This window comes from Paraburkholderia hospita, from assembly GCF_002902965.1.
Taxonomy (GTDB): Bacteria; Pseudomonadota; Gammaproteobacteria; order Burkholderiales; family Burkholderiaceae; genus Paraburkholderia; species Paraburkholderia hospita.
The window spans coordinates 2,254,226-2,278,560 of record NZ_CP026105.1; the positions used below are offsets into that span (position 1 = coordinate 2,254,226).

The window sequence follows — 24,335 nt, forward strand, 5'->3', positions numbered from 1 at the left end:
ATTATATGAAAACTCTTTCTCTGCGCAAATCGGTATAAATGAGGGCAGTCCAGATCTCGAAAAACAACGTCAGCGGAGCCTTCCATGAACCCGTCAGCCGGCCTGATCACACGCGAACCCGCGTTGGCCGAAAACCTTTCCATGCCCTGCGCCATACCCGCGGCGGGCGCGATCTCGCAACTTTGTGCGGCGCTCGACGCCGCCTTCGACGCCTGCGCCGGCTCCGATGATCCGTCGCGGCACGCGGCCTTCGCGCGCGGCGTGCGCGCAGCGCTCGCCGAAGCCGCCGCCGACGCATCGCTGCTCACCGAAGCGCAACGCGAAGGCGCCGCAACCTGCTATCGCCGCCATCTGCTCGCCGCCGATCCACAAGGCCGCTATGCAATCGCTGCGCTCGTCTGGATGCCCGGCCAGGCAAGCCCGGTTCACGCGCATCACACGTGGTGCGGCTATGCCGTCATCGACGGCGCGTTGACGGAAACCATTTACGACCTGAACGCCGACACCGGCTGCGCGACGCCTGCACGCGACCAGATGCGCGAACCAGGTGCCGTGTCGTTCACGCGCTCAGGCCGCACCGGCATCCATCGGCTCGGCAATTGCAGCGGCAGCACCGCTGTCTCGCTTCACATCTACGGCGTGCCCGGCGAACAGATCACGACTCATGTGAACGACATCATGCGCGTCGCCGACAGTTCACAAGCCATCGCGGCCTGAACATCTCTCGTTGTGCGCATCAAACGAAAGGCGTCACGCATAACCGCGTGACGCCTTTTTCGTAAGAACCTTCGCCCTCTTTCACGTCTTCCCGCCGTCGCCCGCCGTTGGAATCTGCGGCGGCACGGATGCCGTTTGCCCCGTCGACGGCGGCGCCGGACGCGGCTCGTGCGACACGTCGCGCGCCGGCGGCATGGCGCCGCCCTTCTTCGGCCTGAACGGCGTCGTCGTGCCCGTCGCGGCTTCGCGCGCGTGTTCCCGCTCGTGTTCCTCGTGTTGCGCGAACGCTTCGTCCTTCAACACCTCGCCCACTTCGTCGCCGCGCGACGTATGTATGCGCATCTGCGGCACGGGAATCTCGATGCCCGCTTCGTCCATCTTGCGCTTCAGACGCAGATTGAAGGCGCGCGCCACGCTCCACTGCTGCAACGGCCGTGTCTTGATCTGTCCTTTGACGACCATCCAGTTCGGATCGAAGCGGTCGAGCCCCCACACTTCGACGGGACCGAGCATCTCGCGCCGGTAACGGAAATCGGCCATCAGGTCCGCGCCGACGGCACGGATCAGTTGCGTCACCTCGTCGACATCGGCGGAAAACGGCACGCGCACTTCGAACACCGCATACGCGAAATCGCGCGACAGGTTCTTCACGATCTTGATCTGCGAGAACGGAATGGCGTGGATCGCGCCCTGGCCGTCGCGCAGCCGAACGGTGCGGATCGACAGATATTCGACCGTGCCCGCGTGCCCGCCGTCGATGTCAATCCAGTCGCCGACCGAGATCGTGTCCTCGATGATGATGAACAGGCCCGTGATCAGATCGCTCACCAGTGACTGCGCGCCGAAGCCGATCGCCAGACCGATCACGCCCGCGCCCGCCAGCAGCGGTGTCACGTTGATGCCGAGATTGGCCGCCGTGACGATGCCCGCGATCGTCAGGATCGTCACGAACAGCACGTTGCGCACGAGCGGCAGCATCGTGCGCGCGCGCATGCTCGGGTTCTTCGACTTGTTGCGCGGGCCGCTCGGGTTGACGGCTTCCTGGATCGCCGTGTCGATCAGTATCCACACGAGCCACGACACGAACACCGTGATCAGGATCGCCGTCAGCGCGTGTGCGATGCCGCGCGCCGTCACGCTCTCTTCGATGATCTGCGCAAGCGACACGTCCCACAGCCGCGACGCGAATTCGAAGTACGCGAGCCAGACGAACAGCGTGATCAGCGTGCCCGCGAAGCGCAACAGGCGAGTCAGATAAGGCGAGCGGCGCCTCCGGCGCACATTGCGCGGCCGCGTCACGCGCAGCACGATGGCCGACAGGAAGAACGCAAGCACCAGCAGCAGCGCCGTCACGACCGAAATCTGCAACACGTTCTCACCGCTGCCGATGCCGCCGATCGTCGCGATCACGGAAGCTGTCGCTAGCACGAGCATCGGCACGTGCCAGAGCGACGCGAGCACTTCGAAGCCGTCGGTCGCGGCCTTGTGATCGTGCCGCTGTTCATAAGCGCGATTGCGGATCAGATGCGCGACGGGACGGCGAAACGCGAGCGCGAAGTACGCGGTCAACACGGCCGCCGTCATGTTCGAGACGGTCGACACCAGCGCCGCGAGATTCGTCCCGAGCTCATGCGCGACGTCGTAATTGACGGCGGCATCGCCGAGCGCGCTGCAGATGCCGATCGCGAATAGCGGCCGGCGCGCCTGCTCGATCAGCAGGCGCACGGCAGTGCGTCGATGGCCCGAGCCGAACAGCGAGAACATGATCAGGCAGATCGCCGAGAACACGGCGCCCGCGACGATCGCATACGCGATCACCATCGCGATCGTGCGGCCGAGCGAATCGGGCATCGAGCGCACGAACATCAGCGCGGCGACGAACGCGACGATCCACGGTCCGACGCGGCGCAGCGCGAAAATCAGCAGCTCGCGCGTGGTCGGATTGGGATCGAGCCGCACGACGATACCAAACCGCGCGTAGATCCTGCGCTGCAGATAAATCAGACCCGCCGCGCACGCGCCCCATCCCGCGAGCACGGCGATCATGTTCAGCAACACGCGCCCAAAGTGCTCGCGCCCCTGGCTCGTGACGATCGTATAGATTTCGTTGCCCGCCGCGTTGAAGCGGCCCGACCAGTAGTTGAGCGGCGAGCGTCCCTGCTGCACGTCGGTTTCAAACGATGCAATGCCCGCGGCGATCGCGCCGAGCAGACCGGCGCTCGACGGTGCGCTGGCGGACACGGGCGGCCCGACCGTCTTCGTCGCGTCGCGCAGTTTTTTCAGCTGCGTGACGAGCGCGGTGCGCTGGCGGTCGTTGTCGAGCGTCGTGATCACGCTGTCGAGCGATTTCTCCAGTTCGGCCTGGCTGGCGGGCGACGGTGCCGATGCCGCATCCGCCGCCGACGCGCCCGACGCGGGCGCCGCCGTCGAAACCGTCGCGCTATTGATCAGGCTCTGCAGCGCGGGAATCATCGGCGCGCCGGGAGTGGCGCCTGCAGCCTGCGCGGTGCCCGGCATGCCGAAACAGGCGCCAGCGAGCGCGAAACACAGGCACAAGGCGGACGCGAGCGCACCCGCACGCGCCCGGCGCAATGCTCCGGCGTGCGAAAAGAATTGGGATAAAGCGCGAAAAACGGCGTCAATCGCCAGAAGCCCGCCGGATGACGGCGCAGCCTGCGATTCACGCCGCGCGAGGCATGACTTCATGGCAATCCGTGGCTTTTATGCAAACAATCTGCATGGGAACGGGAGACGCCAAGTTTAGCGGGTGTCGTCGAGGGAAAGCTCCCCGATGCGTAACCGAATGTTAGTGCACTTGCGCGGCGGCGCGACAGTCGCTCATGCGCGCCGCGCGGCGGATGCGTGGCGCGTGGCGCGGTTTCGAAGCCCTCAGTACGCGACGGTCGCGAGCTGATGAACGAAACGGCCCTGCTCCAGCTCGTCGACGAACGCGATTGCGTAGTCTTCCGCCGAAATGCTGCTGTTGCCCTGCGCATCCACGATCAGCGCGTTGGCGCCCGTGCGAAACGTGCCTCTGCGCTCGCCCGGCGCGATCAGCGCGGCGGGCGCGAAGAACGTCCAGTCGAGATCGCTGGCGGCACGCAGGATGGGCAGCACGTCGCGGTGCGCGAGCGCGATCGCCTTGTAGGCGTCCGGAAAGCCTTCCGTGTCGACCAGTTGCTTGCCGGGCGCCACTTCGAGCGAACCCGCGCCGCCCACCACAACGAGACGTTTGATACCCGCCGCGCGCGTGCCTTCGACCAGCGCACGGGTCGCCTTGTCGATCTGCGCGAGGTTGTCCTGCGGCGGCGCATAGGCGCTCGCGACGACATCGTGTCCGCGCGCCCCGGCTGCGACGCTCGCCGCATCCGTCACGTCGGCCTGCGCCGCTTTCAGGTTCGCGACATCGGCGGGCGCGCGTTCGGGATTGCGCGAGAAAGCCGTCACCTGATGCCCGCGACGCGCCGCTTCCGCCGCGATGCGCGAGCCGATCATGCCCGTTGCGCCGAACAGCGCGATCTTCAGTGTCTTGCTCATGTCAATGTTCCTTCCGCTTAAATGTAACTATGTCGATTACATATTTGTTTAAAAAAATCGGGGCGATGCCCCGCACTTCGTGCTTCGACTGCGTTCAACCCTCCGCGGCTTTGCGCTTGCGTTCGCGCGCCCGTTCCGCGCGCACGACGTCGGCCGTCGCGTCGGCCAGCGTGCGCGACGCCAGCGACGCTTCGAGCGCCTGTTGCGCATCGCCGATGATGCCCGTCAGCACCGTCTGGATGTTGCGTCCGACCATGCACGCCGGATTCGGCGTCTCGCGATGCATGGCGAATAGCTGCGCATCGTCGACGGCGCGGTAGATGTCGAGCAGCGTGATGTCCTCGGGCTCGCGCGCCAGCAGCGCGCCGCCGCCCGCGCCCAGTTGCGACGTGGTGAGGCCGGCTTCCGCGAGCATCGCCAGCAGACGCCGGATCAGCACGGGATTCGTGTTCACGCTTCCCGCGATCATGTCCGACGACAGCGGCACGCCTTCCTGCAACGACAGCAGGGCGAGCACATGAACCGCAAAGGCAAATCGGCTACTCGTATTCACAACGCTAGATCATCCGATGCGCATCAGACGCGCAAATCACCTCGCACCAGCCGGCGACGATGTGTAATCATCATAGTTACACTTATCGCGCCGGTCAAGCGCGGGTTTATTTGTCCATCTGTTTTTGGGCGTCGCTGGCCTCGGTGGGCGCGGATTGAGCGCTGGTCGTCGATGCTTCGCTCGACCACTGCTGCAACTTGCGTCCCGCCGTTTCAAGCCCTGCGCCCGTCGAGCCCATCGCCTTGTTGACGGCGGCGTTGGTCGCACTGGCGGCGTTGTCCAGATTGGCTCGCGCCTGCGACGCGAGCGCGTTCGGATCGAGGTTGATCGACGGGCCGGATGCGGCCGTGTCGAGATTCTGTTGCGCCGTGGCCTTCGCGGCGTCGACCTGCTGGCCGACATAGCTCGCGGCCTGGTCGAGCTTCTGACCGGCCTGCTGCGAGAGATCGTTGAGCTTCGTCGACGTCTGCCCCGCCGATGCATCGTTTTTCTGGCAAGCGGCAAGGCCCGCGAGCAGCATGACAGCAAAGGCAGTAGTACGGACGAGCGGATGGCGTGAGAGTGGTTTCATACTTGTGGTCGAGCCGCGGCGAGCGGCTTCATCATGCGAAAACGCCTCAATGATACGCCGTTGCGCGTGACGGACTCTTCGGCCTCCACCGCGAAGCCCGCCCGCTCGAATGCGTGCCTCGCGCTGACGCTGACGTCGGCCGTCAACGCAAGCGCGCCCGCAACGCGCGCCCGTGCTTCGAGCCGCGCGAGCAGTTCTGCCGCGAGCCCTTGACGCATAAAGGCCGGCGCGACATAGAGCATCTCGATGTGATCGGCCGGATGGAGTTGCCCAAACCCGGCATACGCCCCACCGCGCAAAGCGACCAGCGTAATGCCGCGCGCAAGCCGCGCGCCGAAAGCGGCGAGGTCGTCGGCGGCTGACGCCCATGCCTCGCGCGCCGCCGGGTCGTAACCCGCGGCGGCCAGCGCCGCGTCGCGAAAGAGCGCAGCGAGAGCCGCAGCGTCAGCGGCCCGGAACAGGCGGAAGGCGAAAGGAATTGGATCGGTCATGCGTTTGCGATGTTGTCGACGACCCTGGAGTAGACTGGCCGACGTTCGACGTGTTCCCTCAACCACTGGAGGCATGCGATGGCAGCAAAGAAGATTCTGTTCCTGACGGGCGACTTCGCCGAGGATTACGAAACAATGGTGCCGTTCCAGGCGCTACAGGCAGTCGGCCATATCGTCGATGCCGTCTGTCCCGGCAAGCGCGCGGGCGAGCGCGTGAAAACGGCGATTCACGATTTCGAGGGCGACCAGACGTACACCGAGAAGCCTGGCCACTACTTCACGCTCAACGCAAGCTTCGATGAGATCGATCCGTCGCAGTATGACGCGCTCGCGATCGCCGGCGGCCGTGCGCCGGAGTATCTGCGGCTCAACGCGAAAGTGATCGAGGTCGTGCGCCAGTTCGCCGAAAGCAATAAGCCGATCGCCGCGATCTGCCACGCCGCGCAACTGCTCGCCGCCGCCGATGTGATCCGCGGCAAGCGCATTTCGGCTTATCCCGCGTGCGCGCCCGAGGTGAAGCTGGCGGGCGGCGACTACGCGGACATTCCCGTCGACGCGGCCGTCACCGACGGGAACTTCGTCACGGCGCCCGCGTGGCCCGCGCATCCCGAATGGCTGCGGCAGTTCCTCGTGGTGCTCGGCACGCGTATCGAACTTTGATCCGCGTCAAGGCCGGGCATGCGTCCGGCCTGTCGATCAGGCGCGCATGCGCGTTGTCTATCCTGTTTGAGAGTTCTCCGATTTCCGTGACCGGTACCGCCACCTAGAGTTGCAGGTTAACTTTGGAAGGCACCATCATGGATCTCACAAACTGGGTGATTATTCTCGCTGTCGCGCTGATCTCGCTAACCTTCTTCTGCTCGCGCGCGCCGGCACACTGGTCGATCGAAAACCGCGCGCGGCGCTTCACCGGTACGCGTCTGCTGGCCCAGGCCGTGCTGTCGTTCTGGACCGCGCTTCTCATCCTCACGCGCGGGCTGTTCGCGCTGGGTTCACCCGCCATTCACGTCGCGCCCACGGTCATCCTGACGGGCGCGCTGCTTCTGATCGTCGCAAGCGGCTACTGGTCGGTCCGCGGCCGCAGAATGCTTAAGCCGCGCCGCCTGTTCTCCGCCTCCTGAGCGCTTCGCGGGCATGCGACGCGCTATCGCGCATCCGCCCGCAACGCCTGTCCATCGCCCCCTGTCACCGCCTCGTGCTCGTCGTCGCGCGACGGCGCAGCGGCATCCGGCAGCGACACATAAAACGTCGTTCCCACACCCTCCGTCGATTCAGCCCACACGCGTCCGCCGTGCCGCTCGACCATGCGCCGCACCAGCGCCAGACCGATCCCCTCGCCCGCCGCCACGTTGCCGTGCAGCCGTTGGAACGCGCTGAACAGGCGCGGCATCGCGATTTCCGGAATACCCAGGCCGTTGTCCTTCACATAGAAGATGCGCAGCGTCTGCACGCCGGGCGGCGCAGGCGCCGTGCCGATCTCGACGACACCCGAGCGCTCCGGGCTCAGATAGTTGATCGCGTTGCCGATCAGGTTCGCGAAGATCTGCTCGAGCGCTGTCGGATCGCCCCACACGGGCGGCAGCGCCTGCACGATGACGCGCGCGCGATGATCGCGAATCGTGGCCTGCATCGCGTCAACCACGCGTTGCACGATGTCGCGCACCTCGACCTGCTGACGCCGGTATTCGACGCGTCCGACGCGCGATAGCCGCAGCAGCGCGTCGATGATGTGCGACGCGCGCAATACGGCCGTCTGCAGGAAATGCAGCGCCTCGCCGATGTCCTCGTCGATCAGCCGCTCGACATGCTCACGCTGGTGCGTCGACAGCGACGACTGACGCAGGGCTTCGCGCAGATCGTCGCACGCATGGTTCAGCTCCTTCGAGAAACCCTGCAGATTGACGAGCGGCGCGCGCAGATCGTGCGACACGCTATAGATGAACGTCTCGTTTTCCTGGGTTTGCTGGCGCAGCGTTTCGTTGGTCTGCGCGAGTTCGGCGGCGTGGCGGCCCAGATCGGACTGGAAGCGCGCCTGCTGGCGCTCCGCTTCGAGCAGCTTGCGGCTCGTCATATGCAGCGTCAGATCGAGCCGCGCGATTTCATCGTTGCCGGGCGTGAGCGGCGCCAGCGGCTCGTTGCTGGCGAGCCGGCTGGCGTTGTCCGACAACAGCGCGAGCCGGCCGCGCACGCCGCGCGCGAACACCCAGAACGCAATCGCGACGAACACCAGCGAGCCGAGCACGGCCGCGACGATCAGCGACTGCTGCCGCTCCCGCGCCGCCGCGGCCTCGGCCGAGCGCACCGAATCGAGCTGCCGCTCTTGCGCCTGGAACGCCGCGATCTGCGCGCGAAAGCCGTCGAGCACATCGGTTCCGGCGAGGTCGCGAAAACGCTGCAGCACGTCGCGCCGGCGTCCCGAGCGGATCAGGTCCTGCACGCGGTCCGACCATTGCCGGTACATCTGCACGGCCTGGCGGATCTGCGCGGCGCGCTCGACTTGCACGGGATTGTCGGCGACCAGCTCGGCGAGCCGGTCGATGCGCCGGTCGACATCCATCCAGAACGCCACGGGCGTAGAGGTATCGCGTGTGCCGCTGACGACGGCGCCGCGCAACCGCACCGATTCCAGCAACACGGGCCCGAGAATGCTGGCTGTCTGACGCAGCACATCTTCGCTGTGCATGCTCCAGTGCTCGGCCTGTTCGGCATCCGACTGCGCCTTCATGAGGCCCGACAGCAATGCCAGTTCGAAGACGGCGGGGATCGCAATCAGAAGCAGGCCTTTGGTCGTCAGTCTCATGCGCGCGCCGGGAGAGTCGGAAGCCGGCGGGTCGCGCCGGGGACGGCACATTATGTCGGCGATTGCAGTCCGTGACAAAGCGCGGCTCGGCGGGCGCGTCGCCAATCTGGTGCAGGCGGGAGCCAGTCGCGGACGCGTGGCGCAGCGCTTTTCCGAGCCGCTTTCCGTTGCGCTCGTGTGCCGATCATCGCGTTATGAAATCGAAGGGAAATATTAAGCAAATCACAGGAATATGCCCGTTTTTGGGATACGCGGATGCCCCAATTCCGCACTAGTGCACACTATCGGTGCCAATTCGGCGGACGCGCGTTGCGTGAACTGACGAACCGAAACACCATCAGCCCACGCCAGCCCATTCCAGTGCAGTTCCGCACCGACAACACGCGTTCGCGCATCTATTTGGCCCACTTCTTGCATTCGATGCCCGCTTTTTGCGCATCGCAGGAATTAAACGGATGGACAGTCTGAAAACCGGCACCGATACCCTCTTTCTTCTACTCGGCGCGGCGATGGTGCTCGCGATGCACGCGGGCTTCGCGTTCCTCGAGCTGGGCACGGTCCGCAAGAAAAATCAGGTCAACGCGCTGGTGAAGATTCTGGTCGACTTTTCGGTATCGACGATCGCGTATTTCTTCATCGGCTACACGATCGCTTACGGCGTCCAGTTCTACGGCAGCGCCGAAACGCTCGCCGCGCACAACGGCTATGCACTCGTGCGCTTCTTCTTCCTGCTGACGTTCGCCGCCGCGATTCCCGCGATCGTGTCGGGCGGCATCGCCGAGCGCTCGAAGTTCAACCCGCAGCTGTTCGCGACCTTCGTGCTGGTCGGCTTCATCTACCCGTTCTTCGAGGGGATCGTCTGGAACGGCCACTTCGGCATCCAGACGTGGCTCACGCAGACGCTCGGCGCGCCCTTCCATGATTTTGCGGGCTCCGTGGTCGTGCACGCGTTCGGCGGCTGGGTCGCGCTGCCCGCCGTGATGCTGCTCGGCGCGCGCCACGGCCGCTATACGCGCGACGGCCGCATCGCCGCGCATCCGCCGTCGAACATTCCGTTTCTCGCGCTCGGCGCGTGGGTGCTGGCCGTCGGCTGGTTCGGCTTCAACGTGATGAGCGCGCAGACGATCGACAAGATAAGCGGCCTCGTCGCCGTCAACTCGCTGATGGCGATGGTCGGCGGCACGCTGACCGCGTGGCTCGCGGGCCGCAACGACCCGGGCTTCACGTATAACGGCCCGCTCGCGGGACTGGTGGCCGTATGCGCCGGCTCGGACGTGATGCATCCGCTCGGCGCGCTGATGACGGGCGCCGTCGCGGGCGTACTGTTCGTCTATATGTTCACGATCGTGCAGAACCGCTGGCGCATCGACGACGTGCTCGGCGTGTGGCCGCTGCACGGCCTGTGCGGCGCGTGGGGCGGCATCGCGGCGGGGATTTTCGGCTTGCACGCGCTGGGCGGGCTGGGCGGCGTCTCGTTCGCGGCGCAGGTGATCGGCACGCTCGGCGGCGTCGTGTTCGCGACGCTCGGTGGCACGATCGTCTACGGCGCGATCCGGATGACGGTTGGGCTGCGCATCGACCAGGAAAACGAGTTCAACGGCGCCGACCTGTCGATCCACAAGATCACGTCGACGCCAGAGCGCGAAACGGTCGGCTGACGGCATCTGGCGCACCAATGCAAGCCCGCCGCGTCTGGTGTAACCTCGCGTTTCCAGGATCGGGACATGCCGTTGGGCGCGCCGCCGATCCTTCATACAAACGCGCGCGCCGATGTTAGACTTGCGCGCGCCGGAGATGGCATTCTCCTAAACCGCCCTCGTGGCTGATGATGCCTGCTTCGCCCGGACCTGCGGACGTTGCAGCGTCACGCCTCGCCGCAGCCCGGTTCGTCGATGTTCGGCTTTCCAGGCTTGCTCATGTATCTGTCCATTCTTGCCGTCGGTATCGGTGGCGCACTCGGTTCGCTGTTTCGCTGGTTTCTCGGTCTGCGCCTCAACGCACTCTTTCCGGCGCTGCCGCTCGGCACGCTCGCGTCGAATGTGATCGCGGGTTACATCATCGGCGTGGCCGTCGCATACTTCGGGCGCAACCCGCAGATCGCGCCCGAATGGCGCCTCTTCATCATCACAGGCCTGATGGGCGGCCTGTCGACGTTCTCCACGTTCTCCGCCGAAATCGTCCAGCATCTGCAGCAAGGCCGCCTCAACTGGGCCGCAGGGGAGATTGCGATTCACGTGGTGGCGTCGGTCATTATGACCGTGCTCGGCATCGCAACGGTCGCCATCGTCTCGCGCTGAACTGCACGCGCTGAATGGCGCGCGCGCCGCGCGACGCGATCGCCACGATGATGACTGACACCCGCCGTTCATCAAAAGATCATCGCTGAACGCTGCCGCGTGCGCGTCGCGTAGCTGTATCATCGACGTCATATGTGGCGGGCATCGTGACGATCCATCACGCGCGCACCGCCGCCGAACGCGCGACGAGCCTCGCATCGTCGCATCGTCGCCAAAAAAGGGCTTGAGCCGGACGGCGCGCGTTGCGCCCGCTTCGCGCGCATCCCATGCAAGCCAGCCGGGGACCTCTTGAAGTACAGATATCTTTCGCGTCGTTCGTTGCTTCCGCTTCGGCGCAGCGCAGAGGAGTTGTCGTTTGCGTTTTCGGAGCTGCTCGCTCAGCCGCTCAGCCGGCCCGAAGCGGCCGCACGTTTCGAAACCCTGTGGAACGAAGTCAACAACGCCGCGCAGTCATGCGACGACAGCGACGCCGCCTTCACCTACATCGCGTTGCTGCACAGCATGGACCAGCGCTGGCGGTTCCTGAGATCGATGAACTAGCGGGCAAATGACCGTGTCCTCCGATCAGTCCGATAACGAACAGACCAAAGCGGCCGCGCGGCCACCCCGCTGCGCCGACGAAATCGAAAAGGACTTTCTGGATCTGCTGATGTCGGGCATTCCGCCCGACGTCGCGCACGACAAGTTCGAGCGCCTGTGGGATGAGACAAACACCCTCGCCGCATCGTCGATGATGACGGCGCAAGGGCTTCCGTATATCGCGCTGCTCAAGCGCATGCATACGGCGTTCGTGGAGCGCTATCCGCGCTGAACGGCTGAGCGCGGATGGCTCTCTGGCAACGCGGCGGCACGCGCGGCCGCCGCGCCAGCTTACGACTTCGCGGGACGCCCCGTCTTTACCGCTTCGAGTTCCTGCACGGCCGCGATCAGCCGCTTGGCGGGCGACACGGCAAGCAGATTCAGACCCGCGCGCAGCAGTTCGCTCTTCTTCACGGAAAGGCCCGCGTCGAGGCAACGCTGCTTGAGTTCAGCGATCTTCGCGTAGTCGGATTTCGGCATCGTGAAGCTGTCACGGACGACTTTTTCCTTCTCTTTCTTCACGCGCGCCTTTTTCTCGGCGGCGGTGGCGGGTGCCGATGCGTTCTTCGCGGTCTTGACGGCCTTGGCTTCCTTAGGCGCCTTCGCAGGCTTCGCGTTCGCGGCAGGCTTCGCGTTCGAGGCAGGGCTCGCGCTGCCGGCGGGCTTGACTGCCTTTTCCGTCTTTGCGCTCTTCGCCGCTTTCACAGTACCCGCGGCGCTCGCGGTCTTCGTGGCTTTGGCGGTCTTCGGGCTTGCGCTGGCTGCTTCCGGCGCGCTCACGGGCGCCTGCTCGACCGTCGATGCTTTCTTCGCTTCCGAAGTCTGCGAAGCCTTCGCTGCAGGCTTTTTCGTTTCGGTAGCCGGTTCCTTCGCGCTCTTCGGGAAGTGGAAGGCCTTCTTGGTGGGTTCCTTGGTTCGTGGCGTGCTCATCGTGTTTCCTCGTTAACGGTATAAACAGTATATACGGTTTATCGGACAGTGCTGCTCGCCATAAAGTGATGTTTAGAAGACAGCGCCCGCTACGCTTCGCGCAACAGCCGCACCGCCTCGCACCGGCATGCCTTGCGACGCTCTTTCAGAAACACCAGCGCCGCGTGCGCCTCGGTCTCGTCGGCGAACAGGCTGGTGTTTTCGCGCAACAACGCAATGCTTGCCGTCACGTCGTTGAGTTCGCCGAAGCACTGCTGCAGTTTCTTGAGACGCTTCAACGATTGGTCCTGACCGACGTCATCGAGCACGGGGCCGAAAAGCTCGATCAGATAACGAACCTTCTTGCCCGCCTTGCGCACGTCGTGGAGCAGATCGTAGTCGGCGCGTTTCGCGCGGGACGCCGTGCGCATCCGCTTTCGCAACGACTTTTCGGCGGCACGCACGCGCTTCGCCGCGAACTTCTGCAATGCGTGCCTTTCGGGCGCCGTGTTCAATTCCTTCGATGTGCTTGCGAGCGCGCCATGCAGCACGTTGCGTATGTCCGCGTTGACGAGCGTCTCGCGGCTCGCGGCCAGCGCGCGCTCGCGCGCTTCGCGCAGACAGGCGGGCGCGGCGCACGTCGCGCCCTCTTCGCCATTCTCGTTCGTTTCGCTCTTCTCGCCCGCCAGCAGTTCCAGCAGGATGTCCCAGTCGCGCGTCTTACCGGCGGCATCGGCGAGAAAGCGGTACAGCGCGCGCTGCCGCGTGTTTTCCTGCCTGTCGAGCAGCGGACCATACGCCCACCACAACGAGCGCAAGCGCCGCAGCGCAACACGCAGCTGATGCAGGGATTCCGGCGAAGCGTCGGCGTGAATGGATGCGTTGTGCGAAAGCGCTTCGTCGACGAGCGGCGCTGCGAGCGCGGCGAACGTCGACTCCGCTTGCGCTTCGCCGCCGGAATCGGCGACGTCATGCGCGCGATCGTCGTGTTTCATGGGGCCTCGTATCGGGAGCGACAACAAGATGCCTTGTGATGCATCGACCGATGCAGCTGACATCATACGCTTTCCCGATTGTGCCAAAATCGCGACTTCTGATGCTGCGTCTATCTGTCCTGCGGCAGGTTGCGCGTGACGAACGTCGGCAGATCCAGCACGAGACAGAAGCCCTGGCCTGCCGCGAGCACGCAGTCGACGGGAACCGCCCACCCTCGTCGCGGGGCGGCTTGCGTCGCAATGCAACGACGCCCTGAATCCAGTGCTGGAATGCGGGTAACGGCCATCCGCACAATGCGACGTCTGCCGCCGCCACTTCCACGTTTTCCTCCTGCAGCCAGCCGCCGATATAGTTGCGCGCACGTAGCTGCAACCGCGGCAACGGCGTCATCTGCGGAACGTTCGCAACATCGACATGCCCGCTACCGCTCGCCATGCTCTCGCCGGGAGCGAGATAGATGAAATAGTGCGGCGCGAGTATCCGCGTGCTGGCGACGATATCCAGCGCGCCACCTTCGACGCGACGCTCGGGCAGCACGAACTCGTGCGCATCGGGCGCCGCGTGCGCGCGCATCTCTGTCAGCTTGACGCGTAGTGCTTGAATTTTTTGCCTGCACGCATTCGTCCAACGGTGTTCGGCATCGTCGACATCGGGTTCGAGCGTGCTGAGGTCGCCTGGATGCACGGCCTTCGCATCCGCGAGCGCGCGCCGCGCCGCGACGATCGCCTTCGGCGCACTCAGCGAGATGTACCGCGACGGCTCGCGGCCCACGTCGTCGTCATCGATCCGGTATTCGAGCAGGCACCAGCGCAACGACGGATCGCGCAAGGCCGCGTCGGCGCTCACGACACGCCCGCCGAGCGCCATCGTCGCGTACAGATATTCGACTGTCTTGCGCGTCGTCGGCGCTGGCTGTTGAAGTGGTGCAAGTTCGGGCTGGCTGATATTCAGGGCGTCCATGTTCATTCCCGCGTCGGGGGTTCGCATTGCCGCGCGCCGGGTCAATCGACGCACGGTGATCACCCAGCACAGCTAAAACCACGCCACGTGTCCGGCGCCCCGCTCGCAGACCCATATGCACATGAACGCCACGCCCCCTCGCGCGCCGCCCGAACGGACAGGCACGCCGGATGCGCTATGCATCCCGTGGACTTCCAAAGGAGGAAATGATGACCATACTTGACCCGAAAATGAACCCGGTACATGGGGGCGCAGGCATCGTCGGCGGTGGCGTGGGCGAAGGTCCGGGGCCTGAAGTAATGGCTGCGGCAACGCTCGATGGCAACAAGGTCGTCTCGTCGGACGGCGAACACGTCGGCAAGATTTCGGACATCATGCTCGACGTGCGGAGCGGACGCGTCGCTTATGCGGTGCTCTCGGAGGGCGGTTTCCTCGGCATGGGCAGCAATCTGCACGCAATCCCATGGGGCGCGCTGACGCTCGATACCGACGAGAAGGTGTTCCGCGTCGATATCACCGCGCAGCGGATCAAGGACGAACCGGGCTTCGACAAGGATCATTGGCCGTCGATGGCCGACGAAACCTGGGGCACGCAGATGCACCAGTATTACAACCGCGATCCGTACTGGACGACGACGTCCGTGGATCCTGTTGCGGTGCGGGATCGGGGGCTTTGATCCGGCTTTCACTTTTGGCTTCGGCCCAGCGTTCGCCCGTCATGTAACCGTCGAGCGAATCGCTGATTCTTCTTTCAACTGCAGTCGCGGCGGCCGTCCTGCTGGACGGCCGCCGCGTACTTTCATGGATGCGCAACGTTGGATCGAAAGCGGCACTCCAACACCAGCGCATGCGGAGTGTTCGTCCGCATCCAACATCGAAGCGTCCCGCCGTCCACTCAGATCGAGACGCACAACCGGCCGCAGCCCCGCCGGGGCTCATTGAAGCGCGGCAGTCATCACCGTCGGCACGGTCATTGCACTTGTTGGCTATGTCAAACAGGAGCAGGACATGATGAGCCATTTTCCGGATGCAGCCGAACCGAGGTCGATTCGCACCACGACCATCGTCGCCATCGCCGCGCTAGCCCTTATCGCCGTTTGCGGGACTGGGATTGCCGCACTTTTCGGGCTTCTGCCCGAATCAGAAAATGTCGCGGTCACGGTGACCACGATACCGCTGGTCGATATCTGGCGAAATGAGCCGAGCGCCCCCATCCGGCCGCAGTCCGAAAACCGGGATTCGGGAATGTCCGTGGAGTAGTCACCGGCGCGGTTGACGCGAGCGCATCGACCGTTTCGCCCCCAGCACGTCCCCGCTTCACGGCATATTTCCCCCTCCGCCTTCCCTTCCAGTCGCAAACGCGCAGTGAGTCGTCGGAAATCGATCCGACGAAAACTTGCTATGGCTCTCCGTCGGTCCCGATAAAGCGGACCCGGTTACGGGTGGAAAGCACAAAACGAAAGCACATATGGGGTAACAACTAGGTCTGCAGCGAAACATCCACGAAGGCACTGAAAAACCGATAGCCAGTAGGCATTTTCAAGGCAGCACAGTCTGCAGCAGTAGCCTATCGAGCAGTTGCAACGTCCTTCCTAACAAACACAAAGTCTGCAGCAATGCCGCCAGGCAACGCGCGCGTCGAGTCTAAGCGCGGGATACATCATGCAGTCATGCTGCGACGCAGCGCGAATAGGTTTCGCGGAGGCGTTCAACCCCAACGCTCACATAGCCAACGTTCTATCGCTCTACGTTGAAATATCGTAAGCACACGAGTATTCGTTCGTGCAGTTTGCATCAGTTGACCTATCGTCATGGAAGGCTCACCTTTCAAGTTCGCCATCCAATAATTCAAGTTCCTCTTTTGAAAGTCACTTCGTGACTCCAAGCGAGCGGCGTGTTGATTCGCAAACTTCAAAGCACGCACAACAATAGCCCCCCCAATTAGCTCTGCCTCTTACGGCCGCTATGTTGACCCAAACCGGCGGCACGCTGACCTCTGTTGCCCCACATAGCCCAATAGCTTGTGGACTTGAGACGCCAGAATGGTTTGCTGGCACGCAATGCTCTCGGAGGACATTCCTAAAGTGGATACCGCAACAGTCCCGACCAGCATGTGACATTAGATGTCTTGCGGTGGTGCTGAAGCGCCCCGATAGGCCAACCAGAGAGGCGTGTCCAAGTTCCATTCATCCAGAGAAGACGCATCGAGCGTAGGAATAATCGGCTTGCCGAAGACCGGGTTCATGGATGGAGACTCCTGTTTCTTCAGGCCCGATTGCAACTCAGAAAGATAGTCGTGGAAAAGCACGATAGTCGGCTCGATGTGATATTCAGGTCAGTGCCACTCTTATAACTTGCGAAATATCGTTATCTCCAAGCCCCTCTTCGACCGCACGCCGAAGCCAGTCACGCACGCGCCCTGCAATGGGCAGTCTCACGCCACTTTCGCACGCCAGTTGCTCCACGGCATCAAGGTCCTTCAACATCGTTCGAATCGAACCCGTGGGCTGCCTGGGAGCGACGACCATGCGAGGTTGAAGAGTCTGTAAAAGAACCGAATCAGCCCATCCGCCTGCGAGCGCTGCGGGCATGCGGGTGGCATCTACGCCTGCGTGCTGCGCAAGAAGTGTCGCCTCGGCAATCGCAGCGACCGAAGTCATGACTATGGTCTGATTCACAAGCTTTGCGGCCTGTCCGGCACCGGACTCCCCCATAAGCGTGGCATTAGCAGCGTACGCCACGAGCACCGGCGATATTTCGTTAAAAGTCGACACGTCACCGCCGGCGAAAATGGCTAATGAGCCTGCCGCGGCTCCCGTGGTGCCCCCGGATACCGGCGCGTCAATCCAGGCACCACCCGTGGATTCGCGCCAACGCGCAGAAAGCGAGCGCGCTTGCGTAGGCGTAGTGGTGGAATGGTCAACGACTGTGAGAGGCCTTGAGCCCGCACCTGCAGCAAGGCTATTCGGACCGAACACTACGTCTTCGACGGCTCGCCCGTCGGCGAGGGACAACAGCACAATGTCTACACTTTCAGCGACTTCAGCCGGTGTTCTGGAGGCAACGCAATGCTCGGCGAAGCCCAGCTCCAATGCCCGTGCTTTCTCAATTGAGCGATTCCAGACAACCATCCGCCTACCCGCACCGATAAGACGTCGCGCAATCGGCGAGCCCATCTTCCCCAAGCCACATAAGCCTACGCGCTGCTCATTCATTTCTTTCATTTCCACAGTCCCGATTCATTCCCGCAAAGGGCTCCTACAGAAGCGAATAGCGGGCGAGTACCTCGCATATTTCGTTACTGAGAAGATTAAATCCACTGCGTAGATCTTCACAAATCAATCTTTCGAAGACGTTCATTACGCAGCGGTTATGAGTATGCTCGGACCGAACATGCGGTACGCATTGGTAGATTTATGAGTTTCGGGTAATGCGGAGAGAGAGAAAAGTCATTCCGAATCGCAAGCCTGCGTCGTTATCCTTTCCTGATGCCGCAGGTTCGAACGCCGCATCGGTCACATCGCATTGGATTTTCCATACGCCATAGGCAAGACTTGCAATCTCTCCAGGCCTTAAGGGTACGCCCGATGAAACCTGCTCCGGCCTCGTCGATTTGCTGGGCGGCCGCGCCTGAGGCGTTACGTGGTGGTGCCTGTCTGACGGTCGAACCAGCTTGCGGCAATGAACATAGCCCACGCCGATTTGAGATTCCTGATGAAAAACAGCCGAGACAAAACACCCCTTCGTTCACGCGCCTGGTTCAACAACAGCGAAAATCCGACCATGACTGCCCTGTATCTCGAGCGCTTCATGAACTATGGGTTGACGCTTGACGAAATGAAGAGCGAGCGCCCGATTATCGGGATTGCGCAGACAGGCAGTGATCTGTCGCCCTGCAATCGTCACCACATCGAGCTTGCACAACGAGTTCGAGACGGCATCAGAGACGCTGGTGGAATTCCGATTGAGTTTCCGGTACATCCTATTCAAGAGACGGTCAAACGCCCGACGGCCTCTCTGGACCGGAATCTTACGTACCTCGGACTGGTCGAGACATTGTATGGCTACCCTTTCGACGGTGTGGTGCTAACAAGCGGTTGCGACAAGACTACACCTGCCATGCTAATGGGTGCAGCGACCGTGGACATTCCGGCAATCGTCCTCTCTGGGGGGCCTATGCTTAATGCCTGGTACAAGGGACAACGGGCAGGTTCGGGAACAATCATCTGGCACGCTCGTAGCGAACTTGCCGCCGGTCGCATGGATTACGACGAGTTTCTAAGTTGCGTTGCAAGCTCGGCGCCCTCAATTGGACACTGCAATTCGATGGGTACTGCGTTGTCAATGAACAGTCTTGCTGAGGTCATGGGAATGTCCTTGCCTGGGTGTGGGACAATTCCCGCGCCGTATCGCGAACGCGGACAGATTGCATATCAGACAGGGCGGCAAATTGTGCAACTCGTCCACGATGACGTCCGCCCCTCTTCCTTGATGACGCGTGAAGCGTTCGAAAACGCTATCGTGGTGGCAAGCGCCATCGGCGCGTCGACCAACTGCCCGCCACACATCAACGCCATCGCCCGACACATCGGTGTTGAGCTCGACCTGCGAGAATGGGACCGACTCGGCTACGAAATTCCGCTTCTCGTGAACTGCCAACCCGCAGGCAAATACCTCGGAGAGGAGTTCCATCGAGCCGGCGGTGTTGCAGCGGTAGTGTTTGAACTGCTCAAAGCTGGAAAGCTTCATCCGGACGTCATGACCGTCTCAGGCAAGACTCTTTCACAATGCTACGGTGAAAATTCGACGACTGATGCGGACGTTATCCGACCTTATGAGTCACCACTTAAGAAACAGGCCGGTTTCGTGGTACTTGGCGGCAACCTCTTCGACTCCGCAGTGATGAAGACTTCCGTGATCTCCGAGGACTTTCATCGTATGTACCTTCAGAACCCCGAAGACCCCAACGCCTTTGAAGGCCGGGCTATTGTGTTTGAAGGGCCGGAAGACTATCACGTACGCATTGACGACCCGTCACTCGAAATCGATGCACAATGCGTCCTCTTCATCAGAGGTACTGGCCCCGTTGGATATCCAGGCGCCGCTGAAGTCGTGAACATGATTCCGCCCGCGGAACTCATCAAACGAGGTGTATCGCTGCTCCCGTGCGTTGGCGATGGACGCCAATCCGGGACGTCCGCGAGCCCCTCGATTCTCAATGCATCGCCCGAGTCGGTGGTCGGAGGCGGACTGGCGATTCTACAGACAGGCGACCGCGTTCGCTTCGACATCGGCCGCCGTACTGCCGACATGCTTGTTCCCGCAGAAGAAATCGCCAGGCGCCGTCGGGAGTGGAGAGCACCAGAACTCATCCATCAAACTCCCTGGCAGGAACTGCAGCGGCGATATATCGGACAGCTGGAGGATGGTGCTTGCCTCGATTTCGCCGTCAAGTACCAACGTATCGCTGAAACGCACGGTGTTCCGAGGGACAACCACTGATTGAGGATAGTTCCGCTATGCTGGCCTTGGAATTGACTTCAAGGCCGGCGTCTACAGCTGCCTTGGCCAGGGAACTGAGCATTCGCCCTGGTGTCAGAGAAAAACCTCGAACCGGCGAGGTCTTTCTGTTGATATGGTCGATGATGAATGGTTAGCCGGACGCCTGACGCTCAAGGTGTCATCGTCGTGAGTAGCGTCTTCTTACCGTCCTTGTAACCGTAAAGCGAGAGCTTGGGGCTTTTCACATCGCCCTTATCGTCGAACCGGATACCACCGATCAGGCCTTCATAGTCGGTCGAGCGGGCAGCCGCCAGCACCTCCGCGCGGTCAGTACTGCCGCTGCGCTTCATTGCATCAACTATGACCATGACGGCATCGTAGGCGTACGGGGCGTATATCTGTACAGAGGTGCCGAATCGCTTTTCATAGTTCTTCTGGAAAGTCGGACCAGATTTCATCCGGGAGAGAGGAAGCCCCGCGATGCTGCAAACGAGGTTGTCAACGGCAGGCCCCGCCAGTGACGCGACTTCATCCGAGCATGTTCCATCGCCGCCGAGCACCTTGGCTTTCAGTCCCAGTTGCGCGGCCTGCCTGATGAATGGCCCCGCGGTTGCGTCCATGCCACCATAGAAGATTACGTCAGGCGATTGGCCCTTGATTTTCGTGATGAGCCCCTTGAAATCAATGGCCTTATCGTTGGTCGCTTCCCGCGCCACGACCTGTGCGCCGCCGGCTTTGACAGCAGCTACGAACTGGTCGGCAAGCCCTTGTCCATATGCAGTGCTGTCGTCAACAACGGCGACCTTCTTCACTTTAAGGGTATCCAAGGCGTAGTGCGCCAGCACAGGCGATTGCTGTGCATCGGTGGCAACCAGGCGGTAAGTCGTGTTGAAGCCCTGCTGCGTGAACGTCGGATTGGTTGAATCCGGGGAAATCTGCAAAATCTGAGCATCGTGGTAGATGCGCGATGCCGCGATTGAAACACCGGAATTCAGGTGCCCGACAACGGCAACCACACCGTCATCGACCAGCCGTTGTGCAACCTGCGTCCCCTGGCGAGGGTCCGCCTGGTCATCCATCGCGACGAGTTCCAGCTTCACCTTCTGTCCATCAACTACGAGCCCCTGCCGGTTGACCTCCTCCACTGCCAACCGAGCACCATTCTCGTTTTCCTTTCCCAGGTTCGCAATTGCGCCGGTGGTGGGTGCAGCGCTGCCAATCTTCACGACCCTAAGGTCGTCTGCTGCGTACGATATACAGCACCCGAACAACGTCGTTACGGCAAGTCCAGTTTTGAAGTGACTGTTCATGTCTCCTGCTCCCAATATCCTTGTAGCCAGTTGATGCGTCGTTCTTTCTGGCGCAGCGCCTACGATTGACGACAAAATGAGTTGCCACGGCTGTGAGGAGCGCGACACTCTATAGGTCGGCTCGACGCCAATCGCTGCAGCAACAGTTAGCGCGCCCGTGGGATACAGTCGAGAGGCGGCGAACAAAGGCTATTGGGGCAAAAAGACGATGACAATTTACTCTTTCGGTCGCTGATATTACGCGGTGGTAATGCCAACCTCATCGTGACGAGCGATGCGCTTTTTATCTTTTGCTGATGCCATCCGGCGGTGCATTGTCAGAAGCAGCCTCAGCAGCTTCTTCGCGCATGCATTCAGCCAGTAAAAGTGGCGCTGGGCTATCCAGGTCCGCTCGTCGGTACAACACAACCTCCCCAAGTCGTGTCAGCGAGGGAGTATTCATTAAGGAGATGCGACCTCTTGCGACATACTCAGTTGCGTAAGACAGGGGAAGTATTGCCACGAACGGCGCGCGTGCCATCAATTCAATATTCAACGCGATGGAACTGGACTCCACAGCCGCGTCTTTAATATCCAGGCCTTCTTCTTCCATCAACTGAGCAAGCGCGATGTAGGATGGACTTCCTTGTTGAGGTACTAGCCAAGTGAAGTCCTTGAGGTCTTTCAGGGTGACCCATCGCTCCTTAGAAAGTGCATGCGAGGGCCCAGCAACGAAGACGAACGGCTCACTGTAAAGTGACTCCGACATCAGGTCTGGGTCGTCCTTCGCCCTTGCGCGCGCTAGTACGAGGTCCGCTTCCCCTGTTCGCAGCATCTCGAGAAGCTTGTCCAATGGCGCTTCGATAAATCGGACCGAAGCTGCGGGCGCTCGAGTGAGAAAACTCACCATGGACTGCGAGATGAACGTAGGTGGGACTGCCGTCACCGAACCGAGGTTCACATGGCCCGCGGTGCCGGTCACGAGTGAGGCGACGTCCCGCTGCGCCAGTCCCACCTGCCGGAGGATTTCCTGACCGCGACGCGCGAGGACGGCACCAACGTCCGTCAGTAAGACCGCCTTCCCAACCCGCTCTGTAATAGCAGTGCCCAATGCCTGTTCAATCTCTCCTATCTGCTTCGACACTGCGGGCTGGGTGACATGAAAGGCGGCAGCCACCTTCGTAACCTGTTTTAGGTCGGCCAGTGCAACGAGCAGCCGCAAATGCGTCAGCCGCAAGCCACTTGAGAAAAATCTCTCTATTGGTGTCAGCATTGTTCGCCTCTTTTATATTACTCAGAGGTAATGTAGCGACGCCAAAAGTGATTTGTCAACAACGTTCATAGTCACCTACGCTAGTGGTACTGGAGCGGGTTTCCGCCAGTTTCGTCGTTTGAAACCTCTCGAGTTCCGAACAACGACAGGAGGACAGAATTGCCAAAAGGTTATGTTATCGCTTTGATTCGGGTCATCGATGCACGCCGCTATGACCACTATCGAGCCTTGGCCACCGAGGCAATCTGGGCTCACCGTGGCAGGGTTCTCGTGCGAGGTGGGCGCAACGAAGTGATGGAAGGATTGGCTCCTGAGCGCACGGTTATCGTGGAGTTTGATGACCTCGATAAAGCCAGGCAGTTCCACTGCTCAGTCGAATATTCGAGGGCTCGTGCGGCCCGAGAAGGCGCAGCTGATGTGAGCATGTTTGTTGTCCAAGGTGTTGACAGCTGAGAGCCCACAATGGTCAACGCTTACCCCTACTGCCGCGACGGCAACTATTAAAGAATTCAACGGAACAAAATGAAAGTTAGGACTAACGCAATTGACAGAGACAGTTCGGCTCAACTTTTTGAGCGTGCTCGTGCCGTGATGCCTTCGGGTTACACCCGAAACATGTTGGTAACCAAGCCTCATCCGTTCTACGCCGTAAGCGCTGAAGGCTCGTACATAACCGATGCAGATGGTTGGACTCGCATTGACTGGGTCAACAACTTCGCTTCGCTGATTCACGGGCACAACAAGCGCGAGGTTGTCGAAATAATCTCGCAACAGGCTGCGCGCCTACTTTCGGCCACGATGCCCGCCGAGTGGGAAGTTCGCCTCGCGGAGTTGCTGGTCGAGCGGATTCCATCGGTCGAGCAGGTCCGGTTCATGAATTCCGGCACAGAAGCCAATCTCATCGCTATCAAGGCAGCGCGTGCATTCTCCGGCAAGTCCAAAGTTGCAAAGCTGGAAGGCGGATATCACGGTCAGTACGACCTGCTCGAGGCTAGCTATGTGCCGTCAGCCGATAGATGGGGCGCGCGCGACTGCCCGGCTGTCCTTGCACATAATTCGGGTACGCCCAAGTCGCTGCTCGACGAGCTCGTGTTGTTCCCATTGAACGACATCGCCACCATGCGGGAAATCCTGAGGCGCAACGCCTCCGAAGTCGGCACCGTCATCATCGACCCGAGCGGCCTATCACTGGGAACAGGCGTTTATGCAGACCGCGAATTCCTGGCGGCGCTGCGCGAGACGACCGAGAGGCTCGGCATGGTTCTGATTTTTGACGAAGTGTGGTCCCTTCGCAGCGGATATCGAGGTACACAAGGCGCGGTCGGCATCACACCTGACATCACCACGATGGGCAAGATGATTGGTGGTGGATTGCCCATCGGCGCGGTCGGCGGTAAGCGCGACGTGATGTCGGTCTTCTCGGTCGACGAAGGCGAGCCGAAGGTCAAGCATTCGGGCACCTTCACGGGAAATCCGATGTCCATGGCAGCAGGCTTCACTGCAATGTCTCTTATGGTTCCAGAGATGTTCGAAATGCTTGCCGTTCAGGGGCAACGCCTGACCGATGGGTTGCGGCGTGCGCTTACTGACACCAACACGCAAGGTCATGTCGTGAATCGAGGGTCGATGACGAACCTGCTCTTCACCGAGGGCATCCCTGTCGACTACCGCGACCTCTACACACAGCAAACCCCCACAGTCGCGGCGCTCGCCGCCAAAATGCCAAAGCTGATGGCAACGGAAGGACTGCATGTTCTCCGCAACATGTTCGTTGGCTCGACCGCGATTTCGGATGACGATGTGGACCAGACCATCGCTGCGGTTACGCGCGCTTTGGTGGCTGCGCGAGAAGCCCGATGAC

Annotated in this window: 25 protein-coding genes and 1 riboswitch; of the genes, 12 read left to right on the forward strand and 13 right to left on the reverse strand. The window is 61.7% G+C overall.

The window, feature by feature from the left end; all coding sequences use genetic code 11:
• The first annotated feature begins 84 nt into the window (after positions 1–84).
• Positions 85–717 carry a cysteine dioxygenase family protein gene (locus C2L64_RS10225; protein ID WP_090838189.1) on the forward strand — a complete coding sequence of 211 codons (633 nt, stop codon included), beginning with the start codon at positions 85–87 and terminating at the stop codon, positions 715–717.
• An 81-nt stretch (positions 718–798) separates the two neighbouring features.
• On the opposite strand, the gene C2L64_RS10230 is transcribed toward C2L64_RS10225, so the two are convergent.
• The 5 genes from C2L64_RS10230 to C2L64_RS10250 all read right to left on the reverse strand — a co-directional run bounded on the left by C2L64_RS10230 (position 799) and on the right by C2L64_RS10250 (position 5,869).
• Entirely contained in the window at positions 799–3,423 is a 2,625-nt protein-coding gene (locus C2L64_RS10230) for a mechanosensitive ion channel family protein (protein WP_079486111.1), read from the reverse strand.
• 183 nt (positions 3,424–3,606) lie between these two features.
• Positions 3,607–4,254, reverse strand: a complete 648-nt coding sequence (locus tag C2L64_RS10235; protein ID WP_090838187.1) for an NAD(P)-dependent oxidoreductase — start codon at positions 4,252–4,254, stop codon at positions 3,607–3,609.
• 94 nt (positions 4,255–4,348) lie between these two features.
• Positions 4,349–4,807 (reverse strand): Rrf2 family transcriptional regulator, encoded by a 459-nt coding sequence (locus tag C2L64_RS10240; protein WP_035539431.1) that lies wholly within the window; start codon positions 4,805–4,807, stop codon positions 4,349–4,351.
• Positions 4,808–4,913: 106 nt separating this feature from the next.
• The gene (locus C2L64_RS10245; RefSeq protein ID WP_007740535.1) at positions 4,914–5,327 is read right to left on the reverse strand and encodes a hypothetical protein; all 414 of its coding nucleotides are present in this window, start codon (positions 5,325–5,327) and stop codon (positions 4,914–4,916) included.
• Between the two features lie 47 nt (positions 5,328–5,374).
• Entirely contained in the window at positions 5,375–5,869 is a 495-nt protein-coding gene (locus C2L64_RS10250) for a GNAT family N-acetyltransferase (protein WP_090838185.1), read from the reverse strand.
• Between the two features lie 78 nt (positions 5,870–5,947).
• On the opposite strand from C2L64_RS10250, the gene C2L64_RS10255 reads away from it, so the two are divergent.
• Positions 5,948–6,529, forward strand: coding sequence for a DJ-1/PfpI family protein (locus C2L64_RS10255; protein WP_007740550.1), 582 nt, complete (start codon positions 5,948–5,950; stop codon positions 6,527–6,529).
• Positions 6,530–6,666: 137 nt separating this feature from the next.
• The gene (locus tag C2L64_RS10260) at positions 6,667–6,990 is read left to right on the forward strand and encodes a hypothetical protein (RefSeq protein ID WP_007588464.1); all 324 of its coding nucleotides are present in this window, start codon (positions 6,667–6,669) and stop codon (positions 6,988–6,990) included.
• A gap of 23 nt (positions 6,991–7,013) precedes the next feature.
• On the opposite strand, the gene C2L64_RS10265 is transcribed toward C2L64_RS10260, so the two are convergent.
• A complete protein-coding gene (locus C2L64_RS10265; protein ID WP_090838183.1) occupies positions 7,014–8,669 on the reverse strand; it encodes a sensor histidine kinase in 1,656 nt (551 codons plus the stop codon).
• A gap of 455 nt (positions 8,670–9,124) precedes the next feature.
• Between C2L64_RS10265 and C2L64_RS10275 the strand changes: the two genes are divergently transcribed.
• The 4 genes from C2L64_RS10275 (at position 9,125) to C2L64_RS10290 (ending at position 11,777) form a co-directional block, all read left to right on the forward strand.
• Complete coding sequence (locus tag C2L64_RS10275; RefSeq protein ID WP_042308462.1) at positions 9,125–10,327, forward strand: ammonium transporter; 1,203 nt, start codon at positions 9,125–9,127, stop codon at positions 10,325–10,327.
• Positions 10,328–10,450: 123 nt separating this feature from the next.
• Positions 10,451–10,511: riboswitch (Fluoride riboswitch) on the forward strand.
• A gap of 74 nt (positions 10,512–10,585) precedes the next feature.
• Positions 10,586–10,966 carry a fluoride efflux transporter CrcB gene (crcB, locus tag C2L64_RS10280; protein WP_007588460.1) on the forward strand — a complete coding sequence of 127 codons (381 nt, stop codon included), beginning with the start codon at positions 10,586–10,588 and terminating at the stop codon, positions 10,964–10,966.
• 288 nt (positions 10,967–11,254) lie between these two features.
• A complete protein-coding gene (locus tag C2L64_RS10285) occupies positions 11,255–11,506 on the forward strand; it encodes a hypothetical protein (protein ID WP_007588459.1) in 252 nt (83 codons plus the stop codon).
• A gap of 7 nt (positions 11,507–11,513) precedes the next feature.
• Positions 11,514–11,777, forward strand: a complete 264-nt coding sequence (locus C2L64_RS10290; protein ID WP_090838181.1) for a hypothetical protein — start codon at positions 11,514–11,516, stop codon at positions 11,775–11,777.
• Between the two features lie 59 nt (positions 11,778–11,836).
• Here the strand turns inward: C2L64_RS10290 and C2L64_RS56070 are convergent, their stop codons facing one another.
• The 3 genes from C2L64_RS56070 to C2L64_RS10305 form a co-directional block, all read right to left on the reverse strand.
• Positions 11,837–12,475: a hypothetical protein gene (locus tag C2L64_RS56070; RefSeq protein WP_090838179.1), complete on the reverse strand. Its 639-nt coding sequence runs from the start codon at positions 12,473–12,475 to the stop codon at positions 11,837–11,839.
• 89 nt (positions 12,476–12,564) lie between these two features.
• Positions 12,565–13,449 carry a CHAD domain-containing protein gene (locus C2L64_RS10300; protein ID WP_090838177.1) on the reverse strand — a complete coding sequence of 295 codons (885 nt, stop codon included), beginning with the start codon at positions 13,447–13,449 and terminating at the stop codon, positions 12,565–12,567.
• Positions 13,424–14,410: a hypothetical protein gene (locus C2L64_RS10305; RefSeq protein WP_244144636.1), complete on the reverse strand. Its 987-nt coding sequence runs from the start codon at positions 14,408–14,410 to the stop codon at positions 13,424–13,426. The genes C2L64_RS10300 and C2L64_RS10305 overlap by 26 nt, the downstream gene beginning before the upstream one ends.
• Positions 14,411–14,619: 209 nt before the next feature.
• Here C2L64_RS10305 and C2L64_RS10310 point away from each other — a divergent pair, with 209 nt between their 5' ends.
• Together C2L64_RS10310 and C2L64_RS10315 are read left to right on the forward strand one after the other, a co-directional pair.
• Positions 14,620–15,087, forward strand: coding sequence for a PRC-barrel domain-containing protein (locus C2L64_RS10310; protein ID WP_007740563.1), 468 nt, complete (start codon positions 14,620–14,622; stop codon positions 15,085–15,087).
• A 331-nt stretch (positions 15,088–15,418) separates the two neighbouring features.
• A complete protein-coding gene (locus C2L64_RS10315; protein ID WP_007588448.1) occupies positions 15,419–15,670 on the forward strand; it encodes a hypothetical protein in 252 nt (83 codons plus the stop codon).
• 859 nt (positions 15,671–16,529) lie between these two features.
• Here C2L64_RS10315 and C2L64_RS53160 read toward each other — a convergent pair.
• Positions 16,530–16,718, reverse strand: coding sequence for a hypothetical protein (locus C2L64_RS53160; RefSeq protein ID WP_143055802.1), 189 nt, complete (start codon positions 16,716–16,718; stop codon positions 16,530–16,532).
• A gap of 22 nt (positions 16,719–16,740) precedes the next feature.
• On the reverse strand, positions 16,741–17,634 hold the full coding sequence (locus tag C2L64_RS10320) for an NAD(P)-dependent oxidoreductase (RefSeq protein WP_090838175.1): 894 nt from the start codon (positions 17,632–17,634) through the stop codon (positions 16,741–16,743).
• A gap of 490 nt (positions 17,635–18,124) precedes the next feature.
• Here C2L64_RS10320 and C2L64_RS10325 point away from each other — a divergent pair, with 490 nt between their 5' ends.
• A complete protein-coding gene (locus tag C2L64_RS10325; protein ID WP_090838218.1) occupies positions 18,125–19,912 on the forward strand; it encodes an IlvD/Edd family dehydratase in 1,788 nt (595 codons plus the stop codon).
• 170 nt (positions 19,913–20,082) lie between these two features.
• Here C2L64_RS10325 and C2L64_RS10330 read toward each other — a convergent pair whose 3' ends face one another.
• Together C2L64_RS10330 and C2L64_RS10335 are read right to left on the reverse strand one after the other, a co-directional pair.
• A complete protein-coding gene (locus C2L64_RS10330; RefSeq protein ID WP_090838173.1) occupies positions 20,083–21,222 on the reverse strand; it encodes a branched-chain amino acid ABC transporter substrate-binding protein in 1,140 nt (379 codons plus the stop codon).
• Positions 21,223–21,505: 283 nt separating this feature from the next.
• Positions 21,506–22,474 (reverse strand): LysR family transcriptional regulator, encoded by a 969-nt coding sequence (locus C2L64_RS10335; protein WP_090838171.1) that lies wholly within the window; start codon positions 22,472–22,474, stop codon positions 21,506–21,508.
• 159 nt (positions 22,475–22,633) lie between these two features.
• Here C2L64_RS10335 and C2L64_RS10340 point away from each other — a divergent pair, with 159 nt between their 5' ends.
• The gene (locus C2L64_RS10340) at positions 22,634–22,927 is read left to right on the forward strand and encodes a DUF1330 domain-containing protein (protein ID WP_007740571.1); all 294 of its coding nucleotides are present in this window, start codon (positions 22,634–22,636) and stop codon (positions 22,925–22,927) included.
• Between the two features lie 162 nt (positions 22,928–23,089).
• Positions 23,090–24,334, forward strand: coding sequence for an aspartate aminotransferase family protein (locus C2L64_RS10345; protein WP_244144637.1), 1,245 nt, complete (start codon positions 23,090–23,092; stop codon positions 24,332–24,334).
• Position 24,335: the final 1 nt, after the last annotated feature.

Coding starts and splice junctions, on each gene's coding strand:
- C2L64_RS10320 (WP_090838175.1), bottom strand. CDS start 17,634: ATGAAAGAAATGAATGAGCAGCGCGTAGGCTTATGTGGCTTGGGGAAG.
- C2L64_RS10330 (WP_090838173.1), bottom strand. CDS start 21,222: ATGAACAGTCACTTCAAAACTGGACTTGCCGTAACGACGTTGTTCGGG.
- C2L64_RS10300 (WP_090838177.1), bottom strand. CDS start 13,449: ATGAAACACGACGATCGCGCGCATGACGTCGCCGATTCCGGCGGCGAA.
- C2L64_RS10265 (WP_090838183.1), bottom strand. CDS start 8,669: ATGAGACTGACGACCAAAGGCCTGCTTCTGATTGCGATCCCCGCCGTC.
- C2L64_RS10255 (WP_007740550.1), top strand. CDS start 5,948: ATGGCAGCAAAGAAGATTCTGTTCCTGACGGGCGACTTCGCCGAGGAT.
- C2L64_RS10245 (WP_007740535.1), bottom strand. CDS start 5,327: ATGCTGCTCGCGGGCCTTGCCGCTTGCCAGAAAAACGATGCATCGGCG.
- crcB (WP_007588460.1), top strand. CDS start 10,586: ATGTATCTGTCCATTCTTGCCGTCGGTATCGGTGGCGCACTCGGTTCG.
- C2L64_RS56070 (WP_090838179.1), bottom strand. CDS start 12,475: ATGAGCACGCCACGAACCAAGGAACCCACCAAGAAGGCCTTCCACTTC.
- C2L64_RS10260 (WP_007588464.1), top strand. CDS start 6,667: ATGGATCTCACAAACTGGGTGATTATTCTCGCTGTCGCGCTGATCTCG.
- C2L64_RS10230 (WP_079486111.1), bottom strand. CDS start 3,423: ATGAAGTCATGCCTCGCGCGGCGTGAATCGCAGGCTGCGCCGTCATCC.
- C2L64_RS10290 (WP_090838181.1), top strand. CDS start 11,514: ATGACCGTGTCCTCCGATCAGTCCGATAACGAACAGACCAAAGCGGCC.
- C2L64_RS10275 (WP_042308462.1), top strand. CDS start 9,125: ATGGACAGTCTGAAAACCGGCACCGATACCCTCTTTCTTCTACTCGGC.
- C2L64_RS10225 (WP_090838189.1), top strand. CDS start 85: ATGAACCCGTCAGCCGGCCTGATCACACGCGAACCCGCGTTGGCCGAA.
- C2L64_RS10305 (WP_244144636.1), bottom strand. CDS start 14,410: ATGGACGCCCTGAATATCAGCCAGCCCGAACTTGCACCACTTCAACAG.
- C2L64_RS10235 (WP_090838187.1), bottom strand. CDS start 4,254: ATGAGCAAGACACTGAAGATCGCGCTGTTCGGCGCAACGGGCATGATC.
- C2L64_RS10315 (WP_007588448.1), top strand. CDS start 15,419: ATGATGAGCCATTTTCCGGATGCAGCCGAACCGAGGTCGATTCGCACC.
- C2L64_RS10345 (WP_244144637.1), top strand. CDS start 23,090: ATGTTGGTAACCAAGCCTCATCCGTTCTACGCCGTAAGCGCTGAAGGC.
- C2L64_RS10325 (WP_090838218.1), top strand. CDS start 18,125: ATGAAAAACAGCCGAGACAAAACACCCCTTCGTTCACGCGCCTGGTTC.
- C2L64_RS10250 (WP_090838185.1), bottom strand. CDS start 5,869: ATGACCGATCCAATTCCTTTCGCCTTCCGCCTGTTCCGGGCCGCTGAC.
- C2L64_RS10310 (WP_007740563.1), top strand. CDS start 14,620: ATGACCATACTTGACCCGAAAATGAACCCGGTACATGGGGGCGCAGGC.
- C2L64_RS10335 (WP_090838171.1), bottom strand. CDS start 22,474: ATGCTGACACCAATAGAGAGATTTTTCTCAAGTGGCTTGCGGCTGACG.